The organism is Stenotrophomonas nematodicola (genome assembly GCF_009467805.1).
In the GTDB taxonomy this organism is placed as follows: Bacteria; Pseudomonadota; Gammaproteobacteria; order Xanthomonadales; family Xanthomonadaceae; genus Stenotrophomonas; species Stenotrophomonas nematodicola.
Window position 1 is genome coordinate 1,303,629 of record NZ_WIAY01000001.1, and the last position, 18,622, is coordinate 1,322,250.

An 18,622-nucleotide genomic window follows, 5' to 3' on the forward strand; every position below is an offset into this window, starting at 1 on the left:
CCGCGCGTTGTCAGGGCGTCGCTCTGCGCACCTGCAGGGTGGCGTCCACCTTGCGGCCGTCTTCCAGGCTCAGCCGCAGCGGGACCTGCCCGCCTTCCTTCAGGGCGATGGCAGGCTGCATCAGCATCAGGTGCAGGCCACCGGGTTTCAGGTCCACCGTGGCGCCCGGTGCGATCGGCATCCGCTCGACCTCGCGCATCCGGCTGACGCCATTGACCAGGGTGGTTTCATGCAGCGACACATCGCCGAATGCCCGGCTGCCCGCGCCGACCACCACCACGGCGTTCGGGCAGTCATTGCGGATCCGCCCGTAGCCGGCCGCCATCGGCATCGCGCCCGGCGGCAGGCGCACCCAGCCCTCACGCACGGTCACGCACGCAGGTTCGGCCGCCGCGGCCGATGCTGCGAACGCACACAGGCCCAACAATACGCACACGAATGGTTTGGTTATCATCGCCTCAGTTCCCTGTCCGCAACGAGATCGCAGCATGACGACGCTTATCGAGGTGATCAACCACGGCCCCATCCGCGAGCTGCGGCTGGCACGCCCGCCGGTGAACGCACTGGACACCGAGCTGTGCCGTCACCTGATCCATGCGGTCAACCAGGCCATGACCGACGATGTGCACGGCATCGTGCTGTCCGGCAGCGAGCGCATCTTCAGCGCCGGCATGGATGTGCCGCACCTGCTCGGCCACGGTGAGGACAGGCACAAGCTGCTGGACAGCTGGCAGGCGTTCTTCGGCGCGGTGCGCACCCTGGCCGAATGCCGCGTACCGGTGGTGGCGGCACTGACCGGGCATGCGCCGGCCGGCGGTTGCGTGCTGGCCCTGTGCTGCGACTACCGGGTGCTGGCGCGCAGCGCGGACCCGGCCCAGCCGACGGTGATCGGACTGAACGAGGTGCAGGTCGGCCTGGTGGCGCCGGAAGGCATCCAGCGCCTGATGCGTCGCGTGGTGGGCCATCACCGCGCCACCCAGTTGCTGATCGGCGGGGAGATGGTGCCGGCCGAGCGCGCGCTGGCCATCGGCCTGGTGGACGAACTGGCCGACGCACCGCAGGTGGTGCCGCGCGCGGTGGCCTGGCTGCAGCGCCTGCTGAAGCTGCCGCGCCAGCCGATGCTGCTCACCCGCGCCATCGCACGCACCGATCTGCATGAAGCGCTGCATCCTGACCTGATCCAGCTGGACCGCTTCGTGGAGGCCTGGTACGCCCCGGACGCCCAGCAGGCACTCCAGACCCTGGTCGCCCGGCTGGGCAAGGCCTGACCAGCACGCGGGGGCCGTCATGCCGGCCAGCGGCCGGCGCTGCCCTATAATTCGGGTTCGCCCCCCTCTGCTGGTTGCCTCCCTTGTCCGACACGCACGAACCCGTCGTTTCCGAGCTGATCGACCTGCTCACGCTCGAACGCCTGGAAGACAACCTGTTCCGCGGCCAGAGCCGCGACATCGGCACAAAGTATGTGTTCGGTGGGCAGGTGCTGGGCCAGGCGCTGTCGGCCGCTCAGGCCACGGTGGACAACGGCCGCCACGTGCATTCACTGCACGCCTATTTCCTGCGTGCCGGCAACATCGACCACCCCATCGTCTACGACGTGGACCGCACCCGCGATGGCGGCAGCTTCTCGGTGCGCCGGGTCACCGCGATCCAGCACGGCAAGGTCATTTTCTTCTGCGCGGCCTCGTTCCAGCAGGCCGAGAGCGGTGCCGAGCATCAGCACAAGATGCCGGAAGTGCCGCAACCTGAAGACATCGAACCCAACCGCCCGCTGCCGCCGGAGGTGCTCGAACGCCTGCCGATCAAGGTCCAGCGCTGGCTGTCGCGCGGCGGCCCGTTCGAGTTCCGCCACGTGTACCCGCGCGACGAACTCAACCCGCCCAAGCGGCCGCCCTACCACCAGGTGTGGCTGCGGTTGAACGAAACCGTGGGCGATGCCCCCGAGCTGCATCAGGCCCTGCTGGCCTATGCCTCGGACTTCCACCTGCTCGGCACGGCCACGTTCCCGCACGGCATCAGCTATTACCAGCCACACGTGCAGATGGCCTCGCTTGACCACGCCATCTGGTTCCACCGCCCGTTCCGCGCCGACGACTGGCTGCTGTATTCGCTGGACAGCCCCAGCGCGCAGGATTCGCGCGGCCTGGCCCGTGGCCAGTTCTTCACCCGCGACGGTGTACTGGTCGCCAGCACCGCGCAGGAAGGGCTGATCCGCGTGGTCACCGACAGTGCCGCGGCCGCCGCCGTCCCGGCCAAGGACTAATTCGATATGCGTCAGATTTTCAGCAGCCAGCGCGTGGAAACCGTGGAAGGCGTGGCCCAGCTGCTGCGCGATGCGGGCATCGACGTGCGCATCACCAACGGGCGCTCGTACCACAGCAAGCGCGGCAGCCAGTTCAGCTACCTGGACACCAGCAAGGCGTCCACCCACCCGACCCTGTGGGTGGTGCATGCCGACGATCAGCCGCGCGCGCGTGAGATCCTGCGCGACGCACGCCTGCTGGAAACCACCCGGCGCGACCACCCCACCGCCGAGTTCGCCTTCCGCGACCAGGTAGGCGAGGTGGCGCCGCGCCGCAACTGGGCCTGGCGCATTCGCATCGGCCTGCTGCTGGTCATCGCAGCAGTGGCGATGGTGGTGATGATGCGCCACCGTGGCGCGCCCACGGCGGAGCCCGTGCAGACCCGGCAGGCGCCACCGCAGGCACCGGCCACCCAACCGGCACAGGAAGAGGAAGACGTCCGCGTGCGGATCACGCCGGCACAGCAACCGTAAGCCGCGTCCGGCGGTCACATTCCCTGCCCTGCCCCGTCATGATGTCACTATCCCCAGGGACCGATGCCATGACGCCACACCCGTTGACCGCCACACTGGAGCGCGAACTGCCCGCCGCTGCGGGCGGCTGTCAGCAGTCCTACGGCCGTATCGTGCTGGCCTGCCAGAACACGGTGACCGCGATCGCCCTGGCGATCACCCGCGACGTGCAAGCCAGCGAGGACATCGCGCAGGAGGCCTTCATCAAGGCCTGGCAGCAGCTCAACCAGCTGCACAGCCACGCCAGCTTCCTGCCGTGGCTGCGCCAGATCACCCGCAACCTGGCCCGCGACTGGCTGCGCGCCAACCGCGGCCGGCCACTGTCGGGCGAGGCGGCCGAGATGGCGATCAGCATGGCCGCCGATCCCCGTCCCAGCGCGCCGGAGTACCTGCAACGGGTGGAAGAAGAAGTGGCCGCCGAGGAAATCATTTCAGCGCTGCCCGAAGACAGCCGCGAAACGCTGCTGCTGTATTACCGCGAGGGCCAGCGTTCCCAGCAGGTGGCCGACCTGCTCGGGTTGAGCGATGCCGCCGTGCGCAAACGGCTGTCGCGGGCGCGGGCCACGGTACGCGAGGAGATGCTGCGCCGCTTCGGCGACTTTGCCCGCAGTTCGGCGCCCAGCGCGGCGTTCGCCACCACGGTGGTGTCGATGGCGCTGGTCGCTGCGCCCGGCACGGCCAGTGCGGCGATCCTGATCGGCACCGGCATCGGTACCGGCAAGCTCGGGTTGGGGGGTGCCAGCCTGTCCGGCGGCGCGGCGATGGGCTCGCTGGGCGCCGCCGCCAGCCAGAGCCACCTGTTTGGCAGTGGCTTCGACTGGGGCGCGGCGGTGGGCGGCATGGTGGGCGGCGTGGTCGGCAGCTACCTCGGCGGGCGCTACCTGATGCGCTATGCGGAAACCGATGCCGAGCGCGCGGCCGTGCGCGGGTTCGTGCACTACAGCACCTTCACCGCCATGCTGATGTGCATGGCGGTTTTCGTTCTGACCGCGCTGCAGGCCACGTGGTATTGGCCGCTGATCGCGCTGGTGATCGGGCTGGCCGTCGTCAACTACCAGTGCCTGGTGCCGCTGCAGCGGATCATGGCGCCGATGATCGCCCGCGATGCCGCCCGCCACGGACGCAGCGGGCCAACGTGGACCTACCAGTGGATGTACGGCGGCAAGGCGATGATGGCGGTGAACCTGCTGATGCTCGTGGTGATCGCCGGGGTGATCGCCCGGGGCGTCCGGCTGGGGCATGCCTGAGGCCGGACAGCACACCGCCGGTCGATGATCGGCGGTGTGGGGTGCCGGGCCGGGGCCCGGCGGTGCGTTGCGATGGGCGGACGCTGCGTCAGCGGGCCTTCGGTGCCGGCGGAGCGTCACCCCGGTGACCGCCGCGCGGACCACCGAACGGGCCCTTGGCGGCGTCGAACTCGGCCTTGCTGATCTGGCCGTCCTTGTTGGTGTCGGCGGCAGCGAACCACGCATCGCGGTGCTGCTTCATGCGCAACTCGCGGTCGGCCTTGTCCAGGTAGCCATCCTTGTTGACGTCCATCTGGTCGAAGCGCGCGGCCAGGCGCGGATCAGCCTTGGCCTCCTCGCGGCTGATGCGGCCGTCCTTGTTGGTATCCAGCCTGGCCATCATGTCGTCGCGGCCACCCGGGCCACGGCCGTGCCGCTTGCCATGCCAGCGCGGCAGTTCTTCGCGCGAGAGCTTGCCATCCTTGTTGGCGTCCAGGGTGTCGAACTTGGCGGCAAGACGCGGCGCCTTGGCCGCCTCGGTGCGGTCGATGAAACCGTCGCCGTTGGTGTCCAGCGTGGCGCGGGCCGGCGCACCGGTCGGGGTCGGGGCATCGGCGGCCACCGCCAGACCGGTCGCACCGGTGGTCATCAGCAGGGCCATCAGCAGAAGGGGGTTGCGATTGCGCATGGGTCACTCCGGTTCGTAGGGAAATCCGTGTGCGGTGCGTGGGCACCCACACCGGTAACAACGCGCGGGCACCGTCGGGGTTGACCGTCCCGGCGGCCGTGTTCATTTGGCAGACAGTCGCGCCGCCTGCGACGGCCGGGCGCTATGCTGGGCGCATGGCAATATACGGCGACCGCGACGACGAGCTGCGACTGTTCCAGACCGGCGACCACCCCTGTGGCTACTGGCCGGACCGGGCCGCGCGCGACCTGGTGCTCGACCCCCACGACGCACGCCTGGGGTCCCTGTACCCGATGGCGCTGAGCTGGGGCTTCCGCCGCTCGGGCGATCTGGTCTACCGCCCGCACTGCGCGCAGTGCCATGCCTGCGTGGCGGTGCGTGTCCCGGTGGCGCGCTTCGCGCCGGACCGCAGCCAGCGCCGCTGCCTGGCACGCAACGCCGACCTTGAGGTGCGGATCGTGGCAGCCGAACAGACCGACGAGCAGTTCGCGCTGTACCACCGCTACCTGACCCATCGCCACGCCCAGGGCGGCATGGACGAACACGGCCCGCACGAGTTCGACCAGTTCCTGATCGGGCAATGGTCGCAGGGCCGCTTCCTGGAGGTGCGCGGGCCGGGCCAGCCGGGGCACCGCGGCGACCTGCTCGGCGTGGCCGTCACCGACGTCACCGCGCAGGGGCTGTCGGCGGTGTACACCTTCTTCGATCCGGACCAGGCCGCGCGCGGCCTGGGCACCTTCGCGATCCTGCAGCAGATCGCCTGGGCCCGTCGCGAACAGTTGCCACACCTGTACCTGGGCTACTGGATCCGCGACCACCGCAAGATGGACTACAAGCGCCGCTTCCGCCCGCTGGAGGCCTACGACGGCCGCCGCTGGCACGATTTCGACGACGACCGGGACGGGCGCTGACGCACCGCTGACATCGCGTCGGGTGCAGAATATGCGCATGAAAGCCCATCCCCTGATCCTTGCCCTGGCCCTGCTGTGCAGCGCCTGCGCCCAGAGCCCCGTCAAGACCGCCGCCATGCCGGACACGTCCTCCGCGCCCCTGCGGATTGCCACCTACAACACCTCGCTGTACAGCGACGAGACCGGCGGGCTGATCGCCGAGCTGGAAGGCGACAGCGAGCACGCACGCAAGATCGCCGCAGTGCTGCAGCAGGTCCGCCCGGACCTGGTGCTGCTCAACGAGTTCGACTACGACGACGCCCACCGCGCCGCCGACCTGTTCCAGCAGCGCTACCTGGGCACCGCCCAGCCCGGCGGCGGCGAGCCGCTGCACTACGCCTACCGCTACCTCGCCCCGGTCAACACCGGCGTACAGAGCGGGCTGGACCTGGACAACAACGGTGAGATCGGCGGCGACGGCCGCGCCCGCGGCAACGATGCCTGGGGCTACGGCCTGCACCCGGGCCAGTACGGCATGCTGGTGCTGTCGCGCTACCCGATCGATGCGGACAAGGTCCGCAGCTTCCAGTTGCTGAAGTGGAGCACGATGCCGGGCGCGCTGCGGCCGATCGATCCGCGGACGGGCACCTCCTTCTACAACGACCACGTGTGGTCGCAGCTGCGCCTGTCCTCCAAATCGCATTGGGACGTGCCGGTGACCACGCCGAACGGCGTGGTCCACGCGCTGGTCTCGCACCCCACACCGCCGGTGTTCGATGGCCCAGAAAAGCGCAACGCCGCGCGCAACCACGATGAGCTGCGCCTGTGGCAGGAGTACCTGTCGGCCGGCGACAAGCCCTGGCTGTGCGACGACCGCGGCCAGTGCGGCGGCCTGGCGCAGGACGCGCGCTTCGTGATCCTGGGCGACCTCAACAACGACCCGGTCGATGGCGATGGCCGCCACGAGGCGATTGTCGAGCTGATCGAGAACGCACGCGTGCTGCGCTATCCGACCCCGCGCAGTGCAGGCGCCGAACAGACCAGCCTGGCCTATGCGGCCAAGGGCATCGTACGCAAGGGTGCGCCGTTCCATGCCACCGGCGATTTCGGGCCGAAGTCGGGCACGATGCGCCTGGATTACGTGCTGCCCTCGGTCGGTTTCAGCTACGTGGGCAGCGGCGTGTTCTGGCCCGCCAACGAACACCCGGAGGCGAAAATCGCCGATGGCAGCGACCACCACCTGGTGTGGGTGGACGTGCGCTGAGGGACGTACCTACCGCTTCATTGCGCCCCGGTCAGGGGCGCAGTTCAATCCCGATGGCGTCGGCCGCCTCACGCGCGATGCGGCGTGCGTCGTCGATATCGGCGCCGCGCGCCAGGGTGACGCCGACGCGGCGGTGACCATGCACGCTGGGCTTGCCGAACAGGCGCAGCGCCGTGTCGGGATGGACCAGTGCGGCATCCACATTGCTGAAGAAGGGCACGCCTTCGCCGTGCGCCAGCATCGCGCAGGAGGCGGACGGACCGCTCTGGCGGATCAGCGGGATCGGCAGGCCGAGAATCGCCCGGGCGTGCAGCGCGAACTCGCTCAGTTCCTGCGAGGCCAGCGTGACCAGGCCGGTGTCATGCGGGCGCGGCGAGACTTCGCTGAACCACACCTCGTCGCCCTTCACGAACAGCTCCACGCCGAACAGGCCCCAGCCGCCGAGATCGTCGGTGATGGCCTGCGAGATTTCTTCGGCACGCGCCAGCGCGCGCGGCGACATCGGCTGCGGCTGCCAGCTTTCGCGGTAGTCGCCGTCCTTCTGCCAGTGGCCGATCGGGGCACAGAACGAGGTGCCGCCGGCATGGCGCACCGTCAGCAGGGTGATTTCGTAGTCGAAATCGATGAAGCCTTCGACGATGCAGCGCCCCGCGCCGGCGCGGCCGCCGGTCTGCGCGTATTCCCAGGCCGGCGCGATGTCGGCCTCGCTGCGCAGGGTGCTCTGGCCCTTGCCCGACGACGACATCACCGGTTTGACCACGCACGGCAGGCCGATCGCCGCCACGGCGGCGCGGTACTCGGCCTCGGTATCGACGAACCGGTACGGCGAGGTCGGCAGCCCCAGGGTTTCGGCGGCCAGGCGACGGATGCCTTCGCGGTCCATCGTCAGGCGCGCAGCGCGCGCGGTGGGCACCACGCGCTGGCCGGTCTCCTGCTCGAGCTGCACCAGCGTTTCGGTGTGGATGGCCTCGATCTCCGGGACGATCAGGTGCGGCTGTTCCTGGGCAATCAGCGCGCGCAGCGCCATCGCATCGAGCATGTCGATCACATGCGCGCGATGCGCCACCTGCATCGCCGGGGCATCGGCATAGCGGTCGGCGGCGATCACCTCCACCCCCAGCCGCTGCAGCTCGATGGCGACCTCCTTGCCCAGTTCGCCCGAGCCCAGCAGCAGGACGCGGGTGGCGGAAGGAGACAGCGGCGTGCCGAGCGTGGTCATGGCGTTTTCCGGGCATCAGGGGCGGGTGGGCATTCTAGAGCGTGGCGGCCGGCGACGGGATGATCCCGGGACAGGAGGCACTTGCATGTTGATATCATTTTGATATCTTTGAGTCCCAACCCTCCCAAGGACGATCCCCGTGAAAGAGAAAACCATCCGTTCGATGTCCGGCCTGGTGCTGCTCGCCCTGGTGCTGCTGGCGTCTCTGCTGGGCGGCGCCCTGTTTGTGGGCGGTGTCATCGAGCAGAAGCAGGCCGGCGGCGCGCTGGCGGTGCTGTCGATCCTCGCGGGGCTGGGCATCGGTGCCTTGGCGATGTTGGTGCTGGCCGGCGTATACACCGTGCAGCCCAACCAGGCCGTGGTGCTGAGCCTGTTCGGCAAGTATGTCGGCACGGTCAAGGACAACGGTCTGCGCTGGAACAACCCCTTCTTCAGCAAGAGAAAGGTCAGCCAGCGCGTGCGCAACTTCGAAAGCGGCAAACTGAAGGTCAATGAACTGGATGGCAGCCCGATCGAGATCGCCGCAGTGATCGTCTGGCAGGTGGTGGACGCCTCCGAGGCGGTCTACAACGTGGACGACTACGAGAGCTTCGTGCACATCCAGTCCGAATCGGCCCTGCGCGCGATGGCCACCAGCTACCCGTACGACCAGCATGAAGACGGCCAGCTCTCCCTGCGCAGTCACGCCGCCGAGATCTCCCAGCACCTCAAGGACGAACTGGCCGAGCGCCTGGCCGATGCCGGCGTACAGGTGCTCGACGCGCGCATCAGCCACCTGGCCTACGCCGCCGAAATCGCCCAGGCGATGCTGCAGCGCCAGCAGGCCAACGCCGTGATCGCCGCACGTACGCGGATCGTGGCCGGTGCGGTGGGCATGGTCGAAATGGCCTTGGCCGAGCTGCAGAAAAACGGCGTCGTGCAGCTGGACGAAGAGCGCAAGGCGCACATGGTCAGCAACCTGCTGACGGTGCTGTGCTCGGACCGTGGCACCCAGCCGATCGTCAACGCCGGCTCGTTGTACTGACGTCATGGCCGAGAAGAAAGCCTATCCGCTGCGCATCAACGCCGACGTGCTGGCGGCCGCGCAGCGCTGGGCCGATGACGAGCTGCGCAGCCTCAACGCACAGATCGAGTACGTGCTGCGCGACGCACTGCGCAAGGCCGGACGCCTTCCCAAACCGGATGCCAACAAGGAGAACAGTGAATGAGCAAGCGTTGGAAGTACCTGACCGTGGAAGTGAAGCCCAGCTGGTCGGGGAAGATGGACACCGAGGAAGTGCAGACGCAACTGAACCGGCATGGGCAGCTTGGCTGGGAACTGGTCAACATCGTCATGGCCGCACCGATGACCGCAGCGGTCCTGGTCTTCAAACAGGAGGCCTGAGATGCACACGACGCTCCGTCGCGGCGCCGCTCTGATGTTCGCCAGCCTGGCGCTGGCGGCTGCGGCCGCGCCGCCGGAACAGACCGCCACTGCCGTGCTGGACCGACTGCAGGCCGGCGATGCGCAGGCGGCCGAGGCGCTGTTCACGCCGGAACTGGCCCAGGCCGCGCCCGCCGCCACGCTGCAGGCGCTGTGGCAGTCCTTCGGCGAACCGCGCGGCCGCGGCGCGGCGCGGGTGACCCCCCACCAGGGCATGCAGGTTATCGTGCAGCCCCTGCAGTTCGCCACCGGCACGGTCGATGCGCAGGTGGCCGTGGATGCGGCCGGCCGTGTCGCCGGGCTGATCTTCCGGCCCGCCGCCACGCCTGCGGCGCCCGCCCCGGACGTGCCTGCCGGCGCCGGTTATCGCGAGCAGCCGCTGGAGATTCCCACCACCAGAGGCAGCCTTCCCGGCACGCTGGCCATGCCCGCCGGCACGGGGCCGTTCCGCGCGGTGGTGCTGGTGCATGGCTCCGGTCCACAAGACCGCGATGAAACCATCGGCGCCAACCGGCCCTTCCTGGACGTGGCGCGCGGGTTGGCGGCGCAGGGCATCGCGGTCCTGCGTTACGACAAGCGTACCCACGCCCGTCCGCAGGATTTCAGCGGTACCGGCTACACCGTGGACGATGAAACCACCGACGATGCGGTGGCCGCCATTGCGGCGCTGGCCGCTACCGCCGGTATCGATCCGCGGCATCTTTATGTGATGGGCCACAGCCAGGGCGGCATGCTGGCCCCGCGCATCGCCAGCCACTCGGGCAAGGTCGCCGGGGTAGTGCTCTGGTCCGCGCCGGCGCGCTCGCTGCTCACCCTGCTGCCCGAACAGAACCGCTACCTGCTGGGCCTGGACGGCCAGATCAGTGCCGATGAGCAGGCCTTCCTGGACAAGCTCGATGCGCAGATCGCCGCCGCGCGCGGCACGGCACCGACGGACGCCGCCGACCTGCCGCTGGGCCAGCCGGCACGGTACTGGCAGTCGTTCGAGGCGATCGATCCGGTTGCCGACGCGCGCGCCCTGGCGCAGCCGATCCTGCTGCTGCAGGGCGGGCGCGACTTCCAGGTGGTCGATACCGACTGGCAGCTGTGGAGGCGCGGGCTGGCACGGCAACGTGCGGTCACCTTCCGCGACTACCCGGCACTGAATCACCTCGGCATCGCCGGTGAAGGTCCGGGATCGCCGAAGGAATACACCCGGCCCGGCCACGTGGCCGCGCCGCTGATTGATGATGTGGCGCGATGGATCGGAGCACAGCCGTGAGCGCGGCACTCCCTGCCGCCCGCACCTTCGCGGTGGCACCTGCAGCGGTGTGGCGGCTGCTCTGGCTGTGGGTGCCGCTGCTCGGCTGCGCGGCGCTGATCGTGGTCGGCACGCTGCAGTCCGACCAGCGCACCACGCACGAACTGGCGTTGACCGTGCCGTTCCTGGCGCTTCTGCTGGCGGTGCTGACCTGGGCCTTTTTCCGCCGCCGCATCACCCTGCAGGGCAGCACGCTGGACGTCACGGCCGCGTTCTACCGCAGGCAGGTGCCGGTGCAGGCGATGATGCTGGCCAAGGCGCGGGTGGTGGACCTGGCCGGACATGACGCGCTCCGCCCGCGGATGATGCTCAACGGCTACGGCGTGCCCGGCTTCAACGCCGGGCACTACCGGCTGCGCGACGGCAACCGTGCGTACTGCCTGCTCACCGACGCCAGCCGCGTGCTGCACATCCCCCTGCACGACGGCAGCGTGCTCCTGCTCAGCCCCGAGCAGCCCCGCGCCCTGCTGGCGGCACTGCAGGCGCTGGCCGGGCCTGCGGCCACGCACTAAGCTGGGCACATGCGCGGATCCCCTGCCCTGCTGATCAATACCGCCGAGATCGAACTGTGGCCCGGCGGACTGCTGCGCGCACGCGGCAATGCCGATGCGCGTGCCCTGGCGACTGCCCACACGGTATTGCGGCGCAAGCGTGATGGTCGCTACCTGGCGGCGGTATCCACGCACGGCGTACTGCCGCTGGTGCCGCGGCTGATGCGCGAACCCGGCATCGACGCGGCGCTGGATGCGCTCGAACACCACCTCACCGGTCGCGAGCGTGCGCACGATCTGGACGGGGTATTGCCGCTGCACGGCTTGGAGCTGCGCCTGGCGCAGCTCGGGGTCGATGCGCAGGCCTACGAGCACACGACCGGGCTGGCGCTGGAAGCCGAACCGGCACGACTGCAGTTCGCCGGCCGCGACCGCTACCGTCGCCCGTTGTGGCTGCACCATCGCGCGGCACGCAGCTGGCAGCGCATGCGCGCCCAGGCCGCCGCCGACGGGATCGTGCTGGAGGCCATCTCCGGCTATCGCAGCCACGATTACCAGCTCGGCATTTTCGAGCGCAAACGCGCGCGTGGGCTGGCGGTGGCCGATATCCTCACCGTCAACGCGGCACCGGGCTACAGCGAGCATCACGGTGGACGTGCGCTGGACATCGGCAGTCCGGGCGAACCCCCGGCGGAAGCGAGCTTCGAGGCCACCCCCGCCTTTGCCTGGCTGACGGCGCACGCGGCCGACGCCGGCTTCCGGTTGAGCTACCCACGCGACAATCCGCACGGCATCGTCTACGAACCCTGGCACTGGTGCTGGCACCCGGCGGGCGACTAACCTTCGCATTCGAACAAGGGAGCGGGATCATGGACGACATCAGCCCGTATCAGGTGGGCACGACGACGCGGCCAGCCGCACCGCGCCGGGCGTGGGATCACGCACCGCGCCCGCTCACCTCACCGATCCGGCAGATGGCCGCACTGGGCGCGATCCTGGCCGTGCTGGCAGTGGGGATGGCCGTGTACCACCTGGGTGATGCGGTCCAGATCAGCATCGAGACATCGGATGGGCGCATCGGCATGTCGCTGGCCGCGGCCGTGTTCCTGGTCGATGCGTGCATCCAGATCGCGCTGTCCTGGGGCGTGCTGCGCGCCAGCCGCGTGGCCGCCTGCCTGCTGATGGCCTACTACCTCGCGGGCAAGGTCCTGCTGCTTGTCGTTGGCGACGGCCCGACGGTGCCGGGCCTGGCCTGGATGGTGGTGGTCTGCGGGGTGATGCTGCGCGGCACGATCGCCACGTTCCGCTACCACGGCCACCTGAAGCAGGAGCAACGCCATCCGCCCCGCCGGCTCAGCGACGACCCGGCCTTCGCGCCGAGGACGCCGGCCCTGGAGTGACCCGCCGCGCTCAGTACTGCGAACGGTTGGTGGGCGCCTTCGGCGCGTCGGTGAAATCGGCGATCCGCCACAGGTACAGGCTGGCGTAGGTCCGGAACGGGCCCCACGCGGCGCCGCGCGCCTGCAGTTCCTTCGGCGTCGGCATCAGCGCGGCCTTGTCCACGCGCTGGGCACCCTTGCGCACGCCGAGGTCGTCGACCGGCAGGATGTCCGGCCGGCCCAGGCGGAACATCAGCATCATTTCCACGGTCCAGCGGCCGATGCCACGGATCGGCACCAGCGCGGCAATGATCGCATCGTGGTCCATCACCGACATCCGGCGCAGGTCGGGAATCTCGCCGGCCGCCTCGCGCCGCGCCAGGTCACGCAGCGCCAGCGCTTTGTTGCCCGACACCCCGCACGCGCGCAGGCCCGGATCATCGATGCGCGCCAGGGTATCGGCGTGCAGGCGCGGGCTGCCGATCGCCGCTTCCACCCGGCCCACGATCGTGGACGCCGCCTTGCCGCTGAGCTGCTGGAACAGGATCGCCCGCGCCAGCGCATCGACCGGGTCGAACGAGCGGCCCCACCCCGGGGGCGGCTCGATCGGACCGAGCCGTTTCATCCAGGTGCCGAGGCGACGGTCACGCCGGCTCAGCCAGGCGTATGCCTCCTCCACATCAAAGCCGCGGCGGAAGCGCGGCACCTCAACGCCTCAGGGCATTGAAGGCGTACACCACCCACCCCAGCATCAGCGCGCTGCCGCCGACCGGCGCCAGGCCGGTGCGGAACTGCCAGACCGCTCCGGCGACCAGGCTGCCCGAGAAAAGCAGCGTGCCCAGCAGCAGCACTGACAGGGCCAGCTTGCCGACCCGGTTCTGCTGGGTGGCCCCCAGCGCGGCCAGCGCCACGCCGTGCCCGAAGGCGAACAGCGCGGCGGTGTTGACGTGCGACTGCGCCAGCGGCTCGGCGATGCCATGCGACGCATAGGCCGACAGACCCACCGCCGCGGCGGCCAGCAGGCCGCCCAGGCAGGCCAGCAGTGAGGGTCTGCGCGCGCGTCGTTCGAGGTTGAGCATCCTTCCATCCTTCCAGACAAGGCTCCCACAACGGAGCGGCAAAAAAAAACGCGCCGCAGGAAGCGGCGCGTTTTCGTCGTGCGTTACATCACGGCAACCGTCGGTTTACTTGACGGCCCAGTAGATGTCGTACGTACCTTCCGGGGTGAAGGACTTGTCCACACCACCGTTCCAGGATTCGTACGGACGGTCGATCACTTCGTTGCCGGCAGTGACAGCCCAGGCACGCAGAGCGTTGCGTGCCACGTCCAGACCCGCCATGTGGCCGGTATAGGCCGCGTGGGCCGAACGGTGCGGCGCGACATGCACGTACTTGACCGGTGCGTCACCGTCGATCTTCACCGTCAGGGCCTCGGCCGAGGCCGCTTCAGCACCCTTCTTCTTGACCGGCTGGGCCACGTCGAAGGCGTACTTCTCCTGACCGAAGTCGGTGGTGATGATGCGCAGCGGACCGGCGGCTTCGAGGTTGTTGGCCTCCATCACGCGCTTGATCCATTCCTGGTTGTCGCGGATCGACTTGGTGATGGTTTCCTGACCGCGGTCGACGTTGCCGGCGTTGACGACCAGCAGGTCTTCGACCGGGACATCGACGATGGCCAGATCGGTCAGCGGGGCTTCGGCAGTGCGGTAGTCAACGTTCGGCACGGTGGCCAGCATGTTGGCCATGCGGCTCAGACCCAGCTTCAGGTCGTCACCGATGTGGCGGCTGACGTACAGGCCGGCGTAACGACCGAACAGGTCGAAGCCGTACTTGACGCTGTAGTCCTGCGTGATCTTGACGTTGCGGCCACCCTTGCCGGTCGGCTCGAGGGTGAAGCTGGTGGTCTTGTCGTGGCCCTTGCTCGGGTCCTCGATCGCGATCGCCACGTGCTTGTTCTGCTCGGACTCGGTGATCACCCAGCTGCCCTGGCCCAGGGAGCTTTCCTTGGAGGCGTAGTCCAGGCGGGCACCCACGCCGGCGGCCGGGCCGGAGTGCTTCAGCTCAACGGCGGGATCGCGCAGCAGCAGCGGGTTCCAGTCCTTGAAGCGGCGCAGGCTGTTGACCGTGTCGAACACGATCGTCATCTTGCGGTTGGTCTCGATGCTTTCGGAAATATGGCGCTCGCCCGGCAGACATACGCCAATGATGACGAACAGGCCAGCCACGATCCCCAAGGCGATCAGGAACTCGATAATACGGGTCATTCAGGAGTCTCCGGGGCCGATCCCACGGCCGGGTTGATTGAAGCGAAGCGCCAATCCTAGCAGGCTTCGCGGGTGTTGTTGATCAGGATTGGCGCACCGGTTTCCATGCCGGCAGCGGTTTTGCATAGACAAGGAGCGGAAAGATAGCGCATCGCGGGTGCCAGCACGTAGGGGATGGGCGATATTTCTTTGCCGGATTCGGCGAAAACCCCTCGCCAGCCGCCCGCATCCCTTGTGCCGCAAGCCTTTCGGCCATCGGTGAATGTTTTTGCCGTGGGCCTCAGACCAGTTGGAGTTCGAAGGCCTTCAATACGGCCCGGGTGCGGTCGCGCACGCCCAGCTTGGACAGGATGTTGGACACGTGGTTCTTGATGGTGCCCTCGGCCACGCCCAGCGAATTGGCGATCTCCTTGTTGGAGAACCCGCTGGCCATCAGCCGCAGGATCTCGGTCTCGCGGTCCGTCAACGGATCGGGCCGGTCCAGGCTGACGAATTCGTTGCGCATGTGCTCCAGCCCGGACAGCAGGCGCTGGGTCACGGCCGGCTGGACCAGCGAGCCGCCGTCGGCCACGGTCCGGATCGCCCCGACGAGCTGTTCCAGGGTGACGTCCTTGAGCAGGTAGCCCTTGGCGCCGGCCTTCAACCCGGCCAGCACCAGCTGGTCGTCGTCGAACGTGGTCAGGATGATGGTGGGCGGCAACTGGTTCAATCGCGACAGCATCTGCAGTGCTTCCAGCCCGGACATCACCGGCATGCGCATGTCCATGAGCACCACGTCGGGCCGTACCTGCGGAACCACGTCCACCGCCTGGCGCCCGTCGGCGGCCTCGGCGACCACCTCGATGCCATCGTCGAGTGCCAGCAGCGAGCGGATCCCCTGCCGCACCAGGGTTTGGTCGTCGACCAGGCAGACGCGAATCATCAACGCACTCCTTCCAGGATGGCACCCAGCATCAGCACTGGCACGCCGGGGACCGAGGCGCACAGGCGGAAGCCCTGTCCCCGGCGGGTTTCGATCTGCAGCTCTCCGCCGCATTGTTGCAGGCGTTCGCGCATCCCGCGCAAACCATTGCCAACCACGATGCCGTCGGCCCCCACCCCGTCATCATGCGCCTGCAGCACCACCATGCCCGGCGCCTCGCGGCGCACGCGGATCCAGAGATTGCGGGCGTGCGCGTGGCGCACGGCGTTGGTGATGATTTCCTGGGTGCAGCGCAGCAGGACGTGCGCGCGCTCGGGGTCTTCCACGCTCAGCGGCTCTTCGATGTCCAGGTGGATGTCCAGCGACGGCACCTGTTCGGTCAGCGGGCGCAGGGCGGCGGCCAGGTCGATGGCGCCGCTGTCGCGCAGCTGGCTGACCGCCTCGCGCACGTCGGTGAGCAGCAGTTTGGCCAGGGTGTGGGCCTGGTGCACATGTTCCTGGGCCTGGCCTTCGGTGATGTGGCCGGCCACTTCCAGGTTCAGGCTGAGCGCGGTGAGGTGGTGGCCGAGCAGGTCGTGCAGCTCGCGCGAGATGCGGGTGCGCTCGTTGACGCGCGCGCTCTCGGCCAGCAGCACGCGGGTGGCGCGCAGTTCGGTGTTGAGCCGGCGCTGCTCCTCGCGGGCGTCGGTCTGTTGCCGGGCGACCAGGCTGGTCACGAAGATGAACATGGAGAAGCCGCCGTACAGCAGCGACTGCATTATCGCCTCGAACAGCGAGAACGGCAGGAACAGGTAGTAGACCGGTGCGACGGCCAGCTGGCTCAGCAGCAGCCAGATCACGCCCACACGTGCCGGCAGCATCCACGGGATCACCCCGGCGGCCACCATCATCAGAATGCTGCCCAGGCCCGAACCGCTGAGGAAGCTCACCCCGAGGGCCGACACGGTCAGCAGAACCAGGATCGCGCGGTCGTACCATGCCGAGTGGCCGCCGTGGCGCAGACCACGGGTCAGCCACAGGTAGCCCCCGCCGAACGCCAGGTAGGCCACGAACAGCAGCACGGCGAACAGGTCCACCCCACCGCTGTGGCGGATCAGGGCTTCGTACTGGGAGTACACCAGCGGCAGGCCGAGCATGACCCAGGTGAACAGGCCGGCCAGTCGCAGTACTCGGGTTTGGCTGAGGTATCCCAACATGGATGCATCTTAGGCTGAACCTGCGCCCCTGCACCCGGACATAAGTCATGGCCGCCGGGTCGCGGGGGGCCGCCACCCATGCAATAATCCGGCGCAGGGCCCCTTGATGGGCCAACCGCGTTACCCCACGGAGTCACAATGTCGATTGTCATCCGCGACGTGCGCGAGCACGAGCTCGATTCCGTCCTGGCCCTGAACAACAACGCCGGCCTGGCCATCCTGCCGCTGGATGCCGCGCGACTGCGTCTGTTCTACGAAACCGCTGAATATTTCCGCGTCGCCGAGCGCGACGGCAACCTGGCCGGTTTCCTGATCGGCTTCGGCAGCGAGAGCCAGCACGACAGCACCAACTTCGCCTGGTTCAAGCAGCACCTGGGCACCGGCTTCTTCTACATCGACCGCATCGTGGTCGCCAGCCGCCGTCGCGGCGGTGGCGTCGGCCGTGCGTTCTATGCCGATGCACAGAGCTACGCCGAGCTGCGCTACCCGCAGATGACCTGCGAGGTGTTCCTGGACCACGGCGCCGACGCCGCCCTGCTCTTCCACGGCAGCTTCGGCTTCCGCGAGGTCGGGCAGAACACGATGTCGCACGTGGACGTGCGCGCCAGCATGCTGCTCAAGGACCTGTGCAGTTACCAGTGGGTGCACGACACCTACGGCGACCAGCTGCCCGACGTGCCCTGGGTGGGCCACCGTCGCGAGCCGCTGCGCGTACAACGGCCGACGGGGACCTGATTGGTGGCAGCGAACATGGATTTTGAACAGGCCGGGGAACTGAAGATCGGCCAGGTCGGTATCGCCAACCTGCGCATCCGCACCCTCGACGTAGAACGCCTCACCCGTGAAATGCACGACCGCGTGGCACGCGCGCCCAAACTGTTCGGGCGCGCGGCGGTGATTCTGGATTTCGGCGGCCTGAGCCAGATGCCCGACGTGGCCACGGCCCGGGCACTGCTCGATGGCCTGCGTGGTGCCGGCGTGCTGCCTGTGGCGCTGGCCTACGGCACCACCGAGACCGAGCTGCTGTCCCAGCAGCTCGGCCTGCCCCTGCTGGCCAAGTTCCGCGCGCAGTACGAGCGCGCCGAGGCCGAACCCGTCGCCCCGCCACCGGCACCGGAACCGCCGCGCCGCACCCGCGCGGCGGCGGCCACGCCCGCACCGGTTGCAGCGCCCCCGGCCGCTGCAGCGTCGCAGCCCGGCCGCATGCAGACCAGCAACGTGCGGTCGGGCCAGCAGCTGTATGCCGAAAACTGCGACCTGACCGTGATGGCCACGGTGGGCGCCGGCGCGGAAGTGATCGCCGACGGCAGCATCCACATCTACGGTACGCTGCGGGGCCGCGCCCTGGCAGGTGCACAAGGCAATACCACGGCGCGTATTTTCTGCCGTGATTTCCATGCTGAACTGGTCGCCATTGCCGGCCATTACAAGGTACTGGACGATGTCCCGGACACGCTGCGCGGCAAGGCCGTGCAGGTGTGGCTGGAACAGGACCAGATCAAGATCGCTGCGCTGGACTGATGCAGCCCCCAAAATACAAGAATCAGG

23 protein-coding genes are annotated in these 18,622 nt (G+C 68.6%); 15 read left to right on the top strand and 8 right to left on the bottom strand.

The window, feature by feature from the left end:
- Nucleotides 1–10: 10 nt before the first annotated feature.
- On the bottom strand, nucleotides 11–454 hold the full coding sequence (locus tag GDJ08_RS06070) for a copper chaperone PCu(A)C (protein ID WP_017354928.1): 444 nt from the start codon (nucleotides 452–454) through the stop codon (nucleotides 11–13).
- A 34-nt stretch (nucleotides 455–488) separates the two neighbouring features.
- Between GDJ08_RS06070 and GDJ08_RS06075 the strand changes: the two genes are divergently transcribed.
- The 4 genes from GDJ08_RS06075 (at nucleotide 489) to GDJ08_RS06090 (ending at nucleotide 4,059) form a co-directional block, all read left to right on the top strand.
- A complete protein-coding gene (locus GDJ08_RS06075; RefSeq protein ID WP_017354929.1) occupies nucleotides 489–1,268 on the top strand; it encodes an enoyl-CoA hydratase/isomerase family protein in 780 nt (259 codons plus the stop codon).
- 83 nt (nucleotides 1,269–1,351) lie between these two features.
- On the top strand, nucleotides 1,352–2,260 hold the full coding sequence (gene tesB / locus GDJ08_RS06080) for an acyl-CoA thioesterase II (RefSeq protein ID WP_026070594.1): 909 nt from the start codon (nucleotides 1,352–1,354) through the stop codon (nucleotides 2,258–2,260).
- Nucleotides 2,261–2,266: 6 nt separating this feature from the next.
- Entirely contained in the window at nucleotides 2,267–2,773 is a 507-nt protein-coding gene (locus tag GDJ08_RS06085; RefSeq protein WP_017354931.1) for a putative signal transducing protein, read from the top strand.
- A 68-nt stretch (nucleotides 2,774–2,841) separates the two neighbouring features.
- Entirely contained in the window at nucleotides 2,842–4,059 is a 1,218-nt protein-coding gene (locus tag GDJ08_RS06090; RefSeq protein WP_026070595.1) for an RNA polymerase sigma factor, read from the top strand.
- An 88-nt stretch (nucleotides 4,060–4,147) separates the two neighbouring features.
- Here GDJ08_RS06090 and GDJ08_RS06095 read toward each other — a convergent pair whose 3' ends face one another.
- Nucleotides 4,148–4,726, bottom strand: a complete 579-nt coding sequence (locus tag GDJ08_RS06095; protein ID WP_153164487.1) for an EF-hand domain-containing protein — start codon at nucleotides 4,724–4,726, stop codon at nucleotides 4,148–4,150.
- Between the two features lie 155 nt (nucleotides 4,727–4,881).
- Between GDJ08_RS06095 and GDJ08_RS06100 the strand changes: the two genes are divergently transcribed.
- Nucleotides 4,882–5,637, top strand: a complete 756-nt coding sequence (locus GDJ08_RS06100) for an arginyltransferase (protein WP_153164488.1) — start codon at nucleotides 4,882–4,884, stop codon at nucleotides 5,635–5,637.
- Nucleotides 5,638–5,674: 37 nt separating this feature from the next.
- A complete protein-coding gene (locus tag GDJ08_RS06105) occupies nucleotides 5,675–6,880 on the top strand; it encodes an endonuclease/exonuclease/phosphatase family protein (protein WP_017354935.1) in 1,206 nt (401 codons plus the stop codon).
- Nucleotides 6,881–6,911: 31 nt separating this feature from the next.
- Here the strand turns inward: GDJ08_RS06105 and purT are convergent, their stop codons facing one another.
- Nucleotides 6,912–8,099: a formate-dependent phosphoribosylglycinamide formyltransferase gene (gene purT, locus GDJ08_RS06110; protein ID WP_136006179.1), complete on the bottom strand. Its 1,188-nt coding sequence runs from the start codon at nucleotides 8,097–8,099 to the stop codon at nucleotides 6,912–6,914.
- Nucleotides 8,100–8,238: 139 nt separating this feature from the next.
- Between purT and GDJ08_RS06115 the strand changes: the two genes are divergently transcribed.
- From GDJ08_RS06115 to GDJ08_RS06145, 7 genes are read left to right on the top strand one after another with little or no spacing between them, the layout of a single operon-like run.
- A complete protein-coding gene (locus GDJ08_RS06115; protein ID WP_153164489.1) occupies nucleotides 8,239–9,123 on the top strand; it encodes an SPFH domain-containing protein in 885 nt (294 codons plus the stop codon).
- 4 nt (nucleotides 9,124–9,127) lie between these two features.
- Nucleotides 9,128–9,307 carry a type II toxin-antitoxin system antitoxin gene (locus tag GDJ08_RS06120; protein WP_017354938.1) on the top strand — a complete coding sequence of 60 codons (180 nt, stop codon included), beginning with the start codon at nucleotides 9,128–9,130 and terminating at the stop codon, nucleotides 9,305–9,307.
- Entirely contained in the window at nucleotides 9,304–9,483 is a 180-nt protein-coding gene (locus tag GDJ08_RS06125) for a DUF4177 domain-containing protein (RefSeq protein WP_017354939.1), read from the top strand. The genes GDJ08_RS06120 and GDJ08_RS06125 overlap by 4 nt, the downstream gene beginning before the upstream one ends.
- Before the next feature lies 1 nt (nucleotide 9,484).
- Nucleotides 9,485–10,783: an alpha/beta hydrolase gene (locus tag GDJ08_RS06130; protein WP_153164490.1), complete on the top strand. Its 1,299-nt coding sequence runs from the start codon at nucleotides 9,485–9,487 to the stop codon at nucleotides 10,781–10,783.
- Nucleotides 10,780–11,334, top strand: a complete 555-nt coding sequence (locus GDJ08_RS06135; protein ID WP_153164491.1) for a PH domain-containing protein — start codon at nucleotides 10,780–10,782, stop codon at nucleotides 11,332–11,334. Before GDJ08_RS06130 ends, GDJ08_RS06135 begins: the two co-directional genes overlap by 4 nt.
- A 9-nt stretch (nucleotides 11,335–11,343) precedes the next feature.
- A complete protein-coding gene (locus tag GDJ08_RS06140) occupies nucleotides 11,344–12,153 on the top strand; it encodes a M15 family metallopeptidase (RefSeq protein ID WP_153164492.1) in 810 nt (269 codons plus the stop codon).
- A 29-nt stretch (nucleotides 12,154–12,182) separates the two neighbouring features.
- On the top strand, nucleotides 12,183–12,713 hold the full coding sequence (locus GDJ08_RS06145; RefSeq protein ID WP_153164493.1) for a hypothetical protein: 531 nt from the start codon (nucleotides 12,183–12,185) through the stop codon (nucleotides 12,711–12,713).
- Nucleotides 12,714–12,723: 10 nt separating this feature from the next.
- On the opposite strand, the gene GDJ08_RS06150 is transcribed toward GDJ08_RS06145, so the two are convergent.
- The 5 genes from GDJ08_RS06150 to GDJ08_RS06170 all read right to left on the bottom strand — a co-directional run bounded on the left by GDJ08_RS06150 (nucleotide 12,724) and on the right by GDJ08_RS06170 (nucleotide 17,074).
- Nucleotides 12,724–13,398: a DNA-3-methyladenine glycosylase family protein gene (locus tag GDJ08_RS06150; protein WP_153164494.1), complete on the bottom strand. Its 675-nt coding sequence runs from the start codon at nucleotides 13,396–13,398 to the stop codon at nucleotides 12,724–12,726.
- Nucleotide 13,399: 1 nt separating this feature from the next.
- On the bottom strand, nucleotides 13,400–13,771 hold the full coding sequence (locus tag GDJ08_RS06155; RefSeq protein ID WP_017356776.1) for a DUF423 domain-containing protein: 372 nt from the start codon (nucleotides 13,769–13,771) through the stop codon (nucleotides 13,400–13,402).
- A 105-nt stretch (nucleotides 13,772–13,876) separates the two neighbouring features.
- Nucleotides 13,877–14,956 carry a polyketide cyclase gene (locus GDJ08_RS06160; RefSeq protein WP_017356777.1) on the bottom strand — a complete coding sequence of 360 codons (1,080 nt, stop codon included), beginning with the start codon at nucleotides 14,954–14,956 and terminating at the stop codon, nucleotides 13,877–13,879.
- Between the two features lie 280 nt (nucleotides 14,957–15,236).
- Entirely contained in the window at nucleotides 15,237–15,878 is a 642-nt protein-coding gene (locus tag GDJ08_RS06165) for a response regulator (RefSeq protein ID WP_017356778.1), read from the bottom strand.
- The gene (locus GDJ08_RS06170) at nucleotides 15,878–17,074 is read right to left on the bottom strand and encodes a sensor histidine kinase (RefSeq protein WP_017356779.1); all 1,197 of its coding nucleotides are present in this window, start codon (nucleotides 17,072–17,074) and stop codon (nucleotides 15,878–15,880) included. The genes GDJ08_RS06165 and GDJ08_RS06170 overlap by 1 nt, the downstream gene beginning before the upstream one ends.
- A gap of 138 nt (nucleotides 17,075–17,212) precedes the next feature.
- Here GDJ08_RS06170 and GDJ08_RS06175 point away from each other — a divergent pair, with 138 nt between their 5' ends.
- Both GDJ08_RS06175 and minC read left to right on the top strand, forming a co-directional pair.
- Nucleotides 17,213–17,809, top strand: a complete 597-nt coding sequence (locus GDJ08_RS06175; RefSeq protein WP_017356780.1) for a GNAT family N-acetyltransferase — start codon at nucleotides 17,213–17,215, stop codon at nucleotides 17,807–17,809.
- A gap of 15 nt (nucleotides 17,810–17,824) precedes the next feature.
- Complete coding sequence (minC, locus tag GDJ08_RS06180) at nucleotides 17,825–18,595, top strand: septum site-determining protein MinC (RefSeq protein WP_423666619.1); 771 nt, start codon at nucleotides 17,825–17,827, stop codon at nucleotides 18,593–18,595.
- The last annotated feature ends 27 nt before the right edge of the window (nucleotides 18,596–18,622 follow it).